The organism is Streptomyces fuscigenes (genome assembly GCF_021556455.1).
In the GTDB taxonomy this organism is placed as follows: domain Bacteria; phylum Actinomycetota; class Actinomycetes; order Streptomycetales; family Streptomycetaceae; genus Streptomyces; species Streptomyces fuscigenes.
Genome location: NZ_JAKGCV010000194.1, coordinates 1 through 10,308, shown reverse-complemented (window position 1 = coordinate 10,308; position 10,308 = coordinate 1). Strand labels below are relative to the sequence as shown.

Below are 10,308 nucleotides of genomic sequence, written 5' to 3'. Positions count from 1 at the left end.
CCCGGGTCGCGGACGCCGTGCGCGGCCCCCGGGCGGCGCGGACCCTCGGGGCCGCCCGGCCCGAAGCCGGCGGGCAGCGGGCCGATCTGGTCGAACACCTCCACCGGGTCGCCGGCGGCCGCGGGATCGTCCGGCAGCAGCTCGACCGCCGCGGCGAGCGCCTTGCGCGCACCCGTCGCCGTGCGGAACCGGGCGTGCGGGTCCGGCTGAAGCAGCCCCGCGAGCACCTGCCACAGCGGTTCGGGCACGCCCTGCGGGGCGCCCGGAGTGCCGTGCTCGGCGAAGTACTCGACGAGCGCCCTGGCGTCCGGCTTGCTGCCCTCCAGCAGGTAGAGAGCGAGGAGGCCCGCGGCGAACAGGTCGGCCGGGAAGTCCGGCTCCGCGCCCAGCATCTGCTCGGGCGCGAAGTAACCGGGCGTCCCCATCACGTAGTTGGTCTGCGTGAGGCGGGGCTCGCCCTTGCGCATCGAGATGCCGAAGTCGGACACGCGCAGGTGCGGGCGGCCCGTGCCGGTCGCCTCGAGCAGGACGTTCGCCGGCTTGATGTCCCGGTGCACGACGCCCTCCGCGTGCACGGCGGCGAGCCCCGCGAGCAACTGGTCCATCAGGACGCACACGTAGCGCACCGGCAGCGGACCGTAGTCGCCGATCAGGTGGGCGAGCGAGCCGCCGGCGACCAGGTCCATCGTGAACAGGACCTTGTCGTCGTCGGCGGCCCACGACGCCGGGGCCAGGACGTGCGGATGATCGATGCGCACGGCCTGCTCGCGCACGAAGCGCAGCAGCGTGTGCGCGTCGCTCTGCTGCAGGACCTTCGCCGCCACGTACCGGCGGCGCCGGTGGTCCCAGGCGCGCCAGACCGCCCCCGCCCCGCCGCGCCCGATCGGGTCGACGAGCTCGTAGCGCCCCGCGAACACCTCACCCATGCCGCACGCCCCCTCGGCCGGCCGGCCTCAGCCCTGATGTGCCTCGTAGTGGGCGACCGCGTCGGCGGTGCGCCCCGCTCCGTACACCCGCAGGAACTCGGCGAGCTCCGGCTGGCTCGGCGCCAGCGCGTTCGCGGCGTCGATGATGTCCCCGGCGGCCGCCACGGAACGCAGCAGCGACTGGATCTCCCGCACGACGCGGCGCACGGTCGGCGCGCCCGACGCGTTCGTCGACTGCGTCGACGTCAGCACGGAGCCGCCCTGCGACTTCTTGATCTCCTCCATGCGGGCCGTGGCCTCGGCGGCGCTGACGCTGCCGTCGGCGACCTGGCCCGCGAGGTCCTGGAGCGACTGGACGCGCTGCACCACGGCCGGATTGCCGATCTTGGCACGCTGACCGCTCATCAGCTGTGAGAGCATCGGGGCGGACAGCCCCAGCACGTGCGCGAGCCGGGCCTGGTTCAGGCCGAGATCATCGATGAGCCGGCGAAAGAGCGCACCCAGCGGCTCCCCGTACCAGCTTCTCTGCAGTTCTCTGGCCCGGGCTGTCGTTTCCTGCTGTGCGGCGTCCATCGCGTCTCCCCATCGCTTCCCCAAGCGTCGGCCCCAGCTTCACTGCTGCGAACCTTGGGGGCATCTTACGGAGCGTGGTCGGACTCGGGGAGTCCCAACCTTTTTCGGGATGCTCCCGGATACCCGGTACGCTGTTCCCGGCACGGGGCCTTAGCTCAGTTGGTAGAGCGCTGTCTTTGCATGGCAGATGTCAGGGGTTCGACTCCCCTAGGCTCCACATCTTCAAGACCCCTCTGACCTGTGGAAACCTGGTCAGAGGGGTGTTTTTGTGTCGCTTTCTCGTGCTGGGGTGCCAGCACGATGGTGCTGACATGACCATCCGCGAGGCCGTGTGTGCGGGTCAGGGAAGGCCCGTCCCTCTCCCGGCCGATCCCCTGGGGCCCAGATCTCCTCAAGGCGGACTCACTTGTGCAGGCTTTCTGGTTTCCTACTTGTTTGACACAATGAGGTCATGTCTGAGACGACGTACAGCATCGGTGAGGGGCCGGCGACCCGTGTCAGCCTGTCTCTGCCCGAGGGGACGGCAGAGGCCATCCGTGCCCGAGTCGGCAAGCGTGAGTTCTCCGCGTTCATTGCCGCGGCCGTCGAGCGGGAGCTGCGGGGGCAGGTGCTGGACGAGTACCTGGCCGACTACGAGAGCCGAGTGGGGCCTGTGTCCGAGCAGGCACGGCAGAGGGCGCGGCAGGTGTTCGACGAGGTGTTTGTCGAGGAGGGCCAGTGGCCCGCCGCAAGCTGAGCCACGAGGGGACATTGGTCCTGGACAGCGAGGGGCTCTCCGAACTGCTCGCTGATGACGAGACCGTGGTGGCCTTGGTGGCGGAGGCGCGGGCGCGAGGCATGGAGGTGGTGATCTGCGCGCTCACCATCATCGAGGCCGTGCACGCCCGCACGAACAAGGCTCGGTTGAGCTGGCTGCTGTCCGGTCTTCGTGTGATCCCGGTCGGAGATGAGGAGGCGAAGGCGGCCTCGGCCCTGTTGACGGGTGCCGGCCTGCATGGTCACAAGTACGCCCTCGACGCTGCCGTGGCTGAGGCCGCACTGCGGCAGCAGCGTCCAGTGGTCATGCTGACATCCGACATCGACGACATGACCAAGCTTTGCGGCGACAGGGTCCGGCTCGTCGCTGTGTGAGGCGCGCACCGGGTGGCCGAGGGAGTTCGAAGCGGGCCCTGAGTGATGGAGCGGAGAGCATGCTCCTGCCGTCGATCACGTGCCTGGTCAGCCGCCGTGTGCCCACGCTCCATGCGTCGCAGCAGAAGTTCGAGCGGCCGACGCGCGCAGGACGAGGCTCTCGCCCTCGAACTGGTTCGTCGACTTGACCATCCCGCTCTGCATTGTCGTATCCGTGCAGCCCAGTGCCTTGCGGCCCGGGGAGAGAACGAGGCGGCGCTTGAGCGATTCCGCGATGTGCGGAACGCCTTGCAGCCGGTCTGCGGAGACAGCGATTCGGTGGTGCTGGAGGTACGTCGGCACCTGGTGCTGCAACTCTTGGCGGTCGAGCGTTCGGACGAGGCCGCAGTCGAGCTCTCCGGCCTGTACGGCGACCTCGTGCGGACCCACGGAAGCGCTGCGGCGACAACAGCTGAGGTCCGCGAAGCCCTGATCACTCCGTGACGACGCCTGCGCGACGGGCGCCCCGACTGAGCCGTGGCGGATGCTGCGGAGGCATGAGCCTGTACGGCGGCACGCCCCGCGTGTCCAGTCGAGCGCTCGGGTCCGCCGTCCCGGGTTGCGCGGTCCCCCGACCCGTGCACCGGCCGTCCCCTCGCGCTCGTCGGCGTCAACTGGGCTGCTTTTGAGTCGAGTTGGTCGGGAGAAGCGCGGCCGGGGCGGAAGCCGGAGCGGGCACGGCGAGGCGGCGGTTTTCTGCTTTTCGCATGTGAGGATCGGCTGAACGGGTGGTGTTCATCAGACGAACTGCGCGCACAGCGGCGTATCTCCCACGGTTTCGGCCGAGCGTCCACATGATGATGAACGTACACAAACCGCGCAACTCGGGATCGACCGGTTGCGTGATCGGACCTCACCCCGAAAGCGAGGAGTCATGGCCGTCGTCAAGGTCAGGAACCTCTGGACCGCGTTCATCACCGCGTTCTTCGCCGTACTCGCCACGCTTGGCCTCACCGCCCCCGCGACCGCCGCCGCCACGGTCGCCCAGCCCGCCGACCAGCCCGCGGACCGCGGCGCCGAGACCGCGGCGCCCGCACCGGCCGTTCCCGCGCCGGTGCCCGCGCCCAGGATCGACTCCGGCGGGAGGACCGCCCGGAGCGCCGACGCGGGCGAGCGGACACGGGTGCCCGCACCGGCCCCCGCCGCGCAGGAACCGGGCGAACGCGCCCTGCCGCCCACGATCAAGCAGCGCATCACCGCCGAGGCCCACGGATCGTCGCCCTCCGTCCGCCGCGTTCCCACCCAGCCCCCGCTCGAGGCGGGCCTCGGAGAACTCGGCGACGTCGCACTAGCGGCAGCATGAGGCGCCGGGTCCCTCGCGGGAATCCCGGCGCCTCGAAGAACACCGTGCGCGTCACGGGAATCGGCGGCGGTCGTCGGCTGACGGCGCCTCACCGCATCTCCCGCAGCGAAAGCGCCGTAAGGAAGGCCGTCTTCGGCAGTCGGATCGCCCGCGGCGGGCGAACCCTCACCGCAGGACGGACCACCGTGGCGCCGGACGCACCACCCTCGCCGGCCGCCGCCCTCGGGCCGGCAGCCGTACCGGAAGACCCCTCCGGGGCAGCCGCTCGGGCAGCCGTTCCCCGCGAACGCGTCCCCGGACAGGCCGCTCGACGAAGGGTCCTCGCCGGGAGGGACGTTCCCCGGCAGGCCGCCTCACGGAAGGCCTTCCCACCGAAAGACCCCGGACGGGCCGCTCCCGCCGGGATCGCCGTACGCGACACCGCCCGAAGGACCCGAGGCAGCGTCGTCCCCGGCACCGGTGCCACCGCCGGCAGTGTCTGCGCCGTCGCAGGCAGCGCCCGGCCCGGTACCGGCGAAAACGTCGTCCGCAGTACCGGCGGCACGGTCGTGGGACGAACCCGCGGCACCGCCGTCCGGAGCACCTTCCGCCGTACCGGAGCCTCCCGGAGCACGTCTCCCGGGACGAGGGCCGAGGTCGCCGGATCCGGCAGCGCCGCCTCGATGAGAACGGCGTACCGGGCAGCTTCCAGGGCCCACGGGTCCCGGGAGACGCACCGTCAGGAAGAGCGCTTCTTCCGGTCCTGCTCCGTGTCCATGGTCGACCCGCTGCCGTCCGCACCCGCGCTGCCGTCCACCGACGTCAGATTGGGCCGGTCGGAGGCCTCGGTCGCCGCCGGCGGCTCCACGAGCCAGTCGGGATTGGCCTGCTTGTCCCACCACTTCCAGGCGGCGAAGGCGCCACCGGCCAGCACGCCGGCGATCGCCAGTCCCTTGACGAAGCGGCCCGCCTTCGCGCGGCGCTCGTGCTTGGCCACCAGCTTCTGGATCTCCTTGACCGTCACCTGTCCGCGCAGAGCGGCGAACGCCGCCGCCGAGCGGGCCGCGGCCTCCCCGGCCACCGGTCCCGCGGCAGCCCTGGCCTGCTCCACCCGCGGCCCCGTGTACTCGGCCGCCTGGCGAGCAGCCGTGCGGGTACGCGCCGCGGCCTTCTGCGCCGCGAGGTCGACCTTGGGAGGTACATGCGGCGCAAGACGCGTGTCGTACTGAACGCGCGCCTGCTGCGCGGCCTTCGACACGGTCGGGGCGAGCCGAACGCGTGCCTCGTGTGCATACTGCGCGGCCTGGTCCATGGCCGTTCCGGCGTACGGAGCCACCGCTTCCGCGGCGTGCTGCACGCTCTCCTTCGCTGATTCGGTAGCGGCACGCACGCTGTCCATGCGGGTCACAGGATCATCCTCCTCGGTGGCGTTCGAAATGTCGCCTGTCCACCCTTTTTGAAATCATGCCTGCCGCACCCCGCGTCGGCATGCGTTGCAGGCATACGTGTCACGGTTTCGTCCTCCGCAACCCTCCGTGCGGTCCCTCGGGTCACCCCGACGGCCCTCGCTACCCGCTACCCCCGTCCAGGCCGCGAATGCGCCCGGGGGCGCTCCCGCATGCCCGCGCGCCCGTCCGGGCCGCCGTCCGTGCGAGGATCGGAAGGGTCAGAGCAGACTTACGGAAGGCACATCGTGGCCGAGCAGCTTTACGCCACCCTGAAGACGAACCACGGGGACATCGAGATCCGGCTCTTCCCGGACCACGCCCCGAAGACCGTCAAGAACTTCGTGGACCTCGCCACCGGCGGGCGCGAGTGGACGCACCCCGCGACGGGTGAGAAGACGACGGCGCCGCTCTACGACGGCACGATCTTCCACCGCGTGATCAGCGGCTTCATGATCCAGGGCGGCGACCCGCTGGGCAACGGCACCGGCGGCCCCGGATACGAGTTCGCGGACGAGTTCCACCCCGACCTGTCGTTCGACCGCCCCTACCTGCTGGCGATGGCGAACGCGGGCCCGGGCACCAACGGCTCGCAGTTCTTCGTCACGGCGGTCCCCACGGGCCACCTCAACCACCGCCACACCATCTTCGGCGAGGTCAGCACCGAGGCGGGCAAGAAGGTCGTGGACTCGATCATCGGTTCGCAGACCAACCCGCGCACGGACCGCCCCCTCCAGGACGTCGTGATCGAGAAGGTCTCCGTCGAGAAGCGCTGAGCGCGCGGGAACCTTCCGACCCCGCCCGTCCGTGTAGAGGATGCGGCCGGCGAAGGCCGTGCGGGACGGGTGGGGGGCGGGTGCCCGGGCCGGGCGACCGGTCACCGGGGCCGCGGCGGCGGTGGCTGCGCCCACGTCCCGGCAGGGACGGCGTCACAGCCGTCGTGGTCACCGAGGTGAAGAGGACCGTGGGAGCGATGGACCAGCCACAGCGGTCGGCCGCGGGCGAGAGCCTGCCCAGCTGCTACCGGCACCAGGGGCGCGGCACGGGCGTGCGCTGCACGCGCTGCGAGCGCCCGATCTGCCCCGAGTGCATGGTGAGCGCCTCGGTCGGCTTCCAGTGCCCGGAGTGCGTACGGGGCACGGGGGCCGCGGCGCCGGCGGGGGCTTCGGCGTTCTCGGCCGCCGGGGGGAGCGCGGCGCGGTCGCCGCGCGTGCCCGCCGGTACGGGCCGGCCGGACAGCCGCCCGCGCACGATCGCCGGGGCACCGGTGCGGCCCGGCCAGAACCAGCGGCTGGTGACGCAGATCCTCATCGGCCTGAACATCGCCGTGTTCATCGCGGCGCAGGCGAGCGACGGGCTCTCCAACGACCTGGCGCTGTGGGGGTTCGGCGTCGCGGACGGCCAGTGGTACCGGCTGTTCACGTCGGTCTTCGACCACCAGCAGTTCATGCACATCGGCTTCAACATGCTGAGCCTGTGGTGGATCGGCGCCCCGCTGGAGGCGGCCCTCGGCCGGCTGCGCTACACGGCCCTCTACCTGATCTCCGGTCTCGCGGGCAGCGCGCTGACGTATCTGATCGCCGATCCGACCGCGGGATCGCTCGGCGCGTCCGGCGCCATCTTCGGGCTCTTCGCCGCGACGGCCGTCCTCGTGCGCAAGCTGCGCTACGACATGCGGCCGGTGCTCGCGCTCCTCGCGATCAACCTGTTCATCACGTTCTACTGGTCGGGCATCGCCTGGCAGGCCCACATCGGCGGCCTGGTCGCGGGCGCCCTGATGGCCATCGGGATGGTGCACGCGCCGCGGGCGCGCCGCGATCTCGTCCAGGCTGGGACGTGCGCCGGTGTGCTGCTGATCGCGATCGTGCTGATCGTGGTCAGGACCTCGATGCTGACCTGAGCGCAGGGCGCGCGGGCGGCGCGGCGCGGGCGGCACCGGCGGGAGCGGGTGCCGTCCGCGGCGGCGCTTGACCGGTCAAGCCCTCCGAGCTGCATGGATCGGGCCGTTCGTGATCGTTTCCGATCGGGTCTGCCCACAGTGTTGTCCACAGAATGTGCGCGATCTTGTGCGAGTGGTGCCTCGCGGTGACCGGGGCGCCCCGTGCGCCCGCACCTGCGGGGCCGGCCGCCGCGCCGTGCGGTTCCGCCGTCCCGCCGTGGGCCGTCGCCGACACGCCTGAGCTGGGGAAACGCCGGGCGTTGCCGGGGCCCTGAAGGGGAGGGCCGGGGCCGGCACGCGGGAAGGGCCCGGGCCCGGCGGTGCCGGGCGGGCCCTTCGCGATCACGCCGACGTCAACCTGCCGTGAAGTTATCCACAGATCTTCAGACCTTTTCCCCTGCTGTGGAAACGCCTGTGGATAACTCCCGGGGTGGCCTCCGGGTCACGGCCGTGACGGAGTGGTCTCCGTCACTTCCACTGCGTGGAGAAGCCGAACCCCGCCGCGATGAATCCGAAGCCCACCGCGATGTTCCAGCTGCCGAGCGCGTCGACCGGGAGGTCGCCGCCGGTCACGTAGTAGAGGACGATCCAGGCCAGCCCGACCAGGAACATCGCCAGCATGACGGGCGCCACCCAGTTGCGGTTGGACAGCCTGATGTCCGTCGCGCCCCTGGCGGCGGGCGGCGGCGTGAAATCTGCCTTCTTGCGGATCCGGGACTTCGGCACGAGGAACTCTCCTGTCGATGTGCTGCGTGACCGCGCAGGGGACTGTACGGCCGGCGGGCCGTGGACCGGGGGGACGGAGCGACCCGTCCAGGCGCTCCGTTAGCGTAGTGCTTCCGTGGCGCCCAAGGAGATAAGGGTACGTTGAGCAATTCCGGCCCAGGCCCCCGAGTCCCGGACCAGCGCGTGCCGCCTGCCGCGCCGGCCCGCCGGGCCAGGCCCGTGCGCCTGCTCACCCTGGCCGTGTTCGCGCTGGCCGGGCTCCTCTTCGTCACGAGCTTCAACACGGCCAAGGGGACGGACATCCGCACCGACACGTCCCTGCTGAAGCTGTCCGACCTGATCCAGGAGCGCAGCGCGAAGAACGCCGGCCTGGACCGCTCCGCCGCCGCCGTGCGCGGCGACGTGGACGCGCTCGCCCGGCGCGACGACGGCTCCACCGCCGCCGAGGACGCGAACCTGCGGTCCCTGGAGGACCGTGCGGGCACCCGGCCGCTGAGCGGGGACGCCGTCACGGTCACCTTGAACGACGCGCCGACGAACGCCACGGCCGCGCCCGGCTATCCGCAGCCCCAGCCCAACGACCTGGTCATCCACCAGCAGGACCTCCAGGCCGTGGTCAACGCCCTGTGGAACGGCGGGGCGCGCGGCATCCGGGTCATGGACCAGCGGCTCATCGCGACGAGCGCCGTGCGGTGCGTCGGCAACACGCTGATCCTCCAGGGCCGCGTGTACTCGCCGCCCTACCGGATCACCGCGGTCGGCGACCCGGACGCACTGCGCAAGGCCCTCGACGCGGCGCCGTCCATCCAGAACTACCTGCTGTACGTGCAGGCGTACGGCCTCGGCTGGAGCGTCCACGACGACGGACCCACGAAGCTCCCCGGCTACACGGGCACCACGGACCTGCGCTACGCGAAGCCTGTGAACTGACTGAGTGCGCGGCCCGCGCGCCGCTGCGATCATTGTGACGAAGCACAAAGGCAATCGCCCGGGCAGCTCGGCCATGCGCTGCGCACGGGCCGCCGCCGCCGTTTAGTCTGGTGCGAGCGGAACGCGGGCGCTACGCCCGGGGCGGCAGGGACCGAAGGGGCGGCGAGCGCGGCATGTACGGGTGGTTCTGGCGGCATCTGCCGGGCAACGCGTGGGTGCGTGCGGCCATTTCGATCGTTCTCGGGCTGATCGTCGTCTATCTGCTGTTCCAGTACGTCTTCCCGTGGGCGGAGCCCCTGTTGCCCTTCAACGACGTCACCGTCGACGGCGGAGGTGCCGCCGGATGAGCGCGCGCATCCTGGTCGTCGACAACTACGACAGCTTCGTCTTCAACCTCGTCCAGTACCTGTACCAGCTGGGTGCCGAGTGCGAGGTGGTGCGCAACGACGAGGTGACGACGGCCCACGCGCAGGACGGCTTCGACGGCGTGCTGCTCTCGCCCGGGCCGGGCACCCCCGAACAGGCGGGCGTCTGCGTCGACATGGTCCACCACTGCGCGGCGACGGGCGTGCCCGTCTTCGGCGTCTGCCTCGGCATGCAGTCGATGGCCGTGGCGTACGGCGGGGTCGTGGACCGCGCCCCCGAACTGCTGCACGGCAAGACGTCGCCGGTCGAGCACGGCGGGCAGGGCGTCTTCGCCGGCCTGCCCTCGCCGTTCACCGCGACGCGCTACCACTCGCTGGCCGCCGAGCCCGCGACGATCCCGCCGGAACTCGAGGTCACGGCCCGCACGGCCGACGGCATCGTGATGGGGCTGCGCCACCGGGAACACCCCGTGGAGGGCGTCCAGTTCCACCCCGAGTCCGTCCTCACGGAACACGGCCACCTGATGCTCGCCAACTGGCTGGCCCGGTGCGGCGACCCGGACGCGGTGGCGCGGTCGGCGGGGCTGGCGCCGGTGGTGGGGAAGGCAGTCGCAGCGTGACCACACTCCGCCCCGAGCACGACGGCGAGTTCGGTGCCCCGTACGAGCCGCACGAGGACCCTCGGGACGACGGCGCGTTCGAGGCGGTCGTCGGCGGCCTCGCCGACCCGCTGACGGACCCGATCCCCGGCACCGCGCGTCCCGGCGGACCGGCCCCCGCCTCCGCGCGGCACGGAGCGCCGGCCCCCGAGGGCGACGGGCCGCCGGCGGGGCCCCGGCCGGCGAACGCCGATCGGGCGGGCCCCGGAAGGGACGTGCCGGGCTCCCCGGGTTCCGGCCCGGGGGACACCGGCGGGGCCGCCCCCGCGTCGGGTGCTCCCTCCGCCGCCCCG

13 protein-coding genes, 1 tRNA gene and 1 pseudogene are annotated in these 10,308 nt (G+C 71.9%); 11 read left to right on the top strand and 4 right to left on the bottom strand.

The window, feature by feature from the left end; translation table 11 throughout:
- A partial coding sequence (locus tag L1885_RS16695) for a serine/threonine-protein kinase (RefSeq protein ID WP_235797912.1) occupies window positions 1–926 on the bottom strand: 926 nt, incomplete at its 3' end.
- Between the two features lie 27 nt (window positions 927–953).
- Window positions 954–1,499 (bottom strand): helix-turn-helix domain-containing protein, encoded by a 546-nt coding sequence (locus tag L1885_RS16690; RefSeq protein ID WP_235797911.1) that lies wholly within the window; start codon window positions 1,497–1,499, stop codon window positions 954–956.
- Between the two features lie 144 nt (window positions 1,500–1,643).
- Between L1885_RS16690 and L1885_RS16685 the strand changes: the two genes are divergently transcribed.
- The 5 genes from L1885_RS16685 (at window position 1,644) to L1885_RS16665 (ending at window position 3,972) form a co-directional block, all read left to right on the top strand.
- A tRNA-Ala gene (locus L1885_RS16685) sits at window positions 1,644–1,716 on the top strand.
- A 234-nt stretch (window positions 1,717–1,950) separates the two neighbouring features.
- Window positions 1,951–2,235, top strand: a complete 285-nt coding sequence (locus L1885_RS16680; protein ID WP_217166540.1) for a hypothetical protein — start codon at window positions 1,951–1,953, stop codon at window positions 2,233–2,235.
- Window positions 2,217–2,630 carry a DNA-binding protein gene (locus tag L1885_RS16675; RefSeq protein ID WP_235797910.1) on the top strand — a complete coding sequence of 138 codons (414 nt, stop codon included), beginning with the start codon at window positions 2,217–2,219 and terminating at the stop codon, window positions 2,628–2,630. Before L1885_RS16680 ends, L1885_RS16675 begins: the two co-directional genes overlap by 19 nt.
- 111 nt (window positions 2,631–2,741) lie before the next feature.
- On the top strand, window positions 2,742–3,113 hold the full coding sequence (locus tag L1885_RS16670; RefSeq protein ID WP_235797909.1) for a hypothetical protein: 372 nt from the start codon (window positions 2,742–2,744) through the stop codon (window positions 3,111–3,113).
- Window positions 3,114–3,543: 430 nt separating this feature from the next.
- A complete protein-coding gene (locus L1885_RS16665; protein ID WP_235797908.1) occupies window positions 3,544–3,972 on the top strand; it encodes a DUF6344 domain-containing protein in 429 nt (142 codons plus the stop codon).
- Window positions 3,973–4,690: 718 nt separating this feature from the next.
- Here L1885_RS16665 and L1885_RS16660 read toward each other — a convergent pair.
- Window positions 4,691–5,359: a DUF5324 family protein gene (locus L1885_RS16660; protein ID WP_235797907.1), complete on the bottom strand. Its 669-nt coding sequence runs from the start codon at window positions 5,357–5,359 to the stop codon at window positions 4,691–4,693.
- Between the two features lie 285 nt (window positions 5,360–5,644).
- Between L1885_RS16660 and L1885_RS16655 the strand changes: the two genes are divergently transcribed.
- Together L1885_RS16655 and L1885_RS16650 are read left to right on the top strand one after the other, a co-directional pair.
- Window positions 5,645–6,172: a peptidylprolyl isomerase gene (locus tag L1885_RS16655; protein ID WP_235797906.1), complete on the top strand. Its 528-nt coding sequence runs from the start codon at window positions 5,645–5,647 to the stop codon at window positions 6,170–6,172.
- A gap of 197 nt (window positions 6,173–6,369) precedes the next feature.
- Window positions 6,370–7,296, top strand: coding sequence for a rhomboid family intramembrane serine protease (locus tag L1885_RS16650; protein ID WP_235797905.1), 927 nt, complete (start codon window positions 6,370–6,372; stop codon window positions 7,294–7,296).
- Window positions 7,297–7,803: 507 nt separating this feature from the next.
- On the opposite strand, the gene crgA is transcribed toward L1885_RS16650, so the two are convergent.
- A complete protein-coding gene (gene crgA, locus L1885_RS16645) occupies window positions 7,804–8,061 on the bottom strand; it encodes a cell division protein CrgA (RefSeq protein ID WP_235797904.1) in 258 nt (85 codons plus the stop codon).
- A gap of 141 nt (window positions 8,062–8,202) precedes the next feature.
- Between crgA and L1885_RS16640 the strand changes: the two genes are divergently transcribed.
- From L1885_RS16640 to L1885_RS16625, 4 genes and pseudogenes are all read left to right on the top strand, one after another.
- A complete protein-coding gene (locus L1885_RS16640; protein ID WP_372481960.1) occupies window positions 8,203–8,991 on the top strand; it encodes a DUF881 domain-containing protein in 789 nt (262 codons plus the stop codon).
- Window positions 8,992–9,101: 110 nt separating this feature from the next.
- Window positions 9,102–9,338, top strand: coding sequence for a hypothetical protein (locus tag L1885_RS16635; RefSeq protein WP_235797914.1), 237 nt, complete (start codon window positions 9,102–9,104; stop codon window positions 9,336–9,338).
- Window positions 9,335–9,976, top strand: coding sequence for an aminodeoxychorismate/anthranilate synthase component II (locus tag L1885_RS16630; RefSeq protein WP_235797903.1), 642 nt, complete (start codon window positions 9,335–9,337; stop codon window positions 9,974–9,976). Before L1885_RS16635 ends, L1885_RS16630 begins: the two co-directional genes overlap by 4 nt.
- Window positions 9,973–10,308 (top strand): annotated as a pseudogene (locus L1885_RS16625) (hypothetical protein); the annotation flags it as partial. The gene L1885_RS16630 and the pseudogene L1885_RS16625, both read left to right, overlap by 4 nt.

Coding starts and splice junctions, on each gene's coding strand:
- L1885_RS16670 (WP_235797909.1), top strand. CDS start 2,742: ATGCGTCGCAGCAGAAGTTCGAGCGGCCGACGCGCGCAGGACGAGGCT.
- L1885_RS16690 (WP_235797911.1), bottom strand. CDS start 1,499: ATGGACGCCGCACAGCAGGAAACGACAGCCCGGGCCAGAGAACTGCAG.
- L1885_RS16650 (WP_235797905.1), top strand. CDS start 6,370: ATGGACCAGCCACAGCGGTCGGCCGCGGGCGAGAGCCTGCCCAGCTGC.
- L1885_RS16630 (WP_235797903.1), top strand. CDS start 9,335: ATGAGCGCGCGCATCCTGGTCGTCGACAACTACGACAGCTTCGTCTTC.
- L1885_RS16680 (WP_217166540.1), top strand. CDS start 1,951: ATGTCTGAGACGACGTACAGCATCGGTGAGGGGCCGGCGACCCGTGTC.
- L1885_RS16665 (WP_235797908.1), top strand. CDS start 3,544: ATGGCCGTCGTCAAGGTCAGGAACCTCTGGACCGCGTTCATCACCGCG.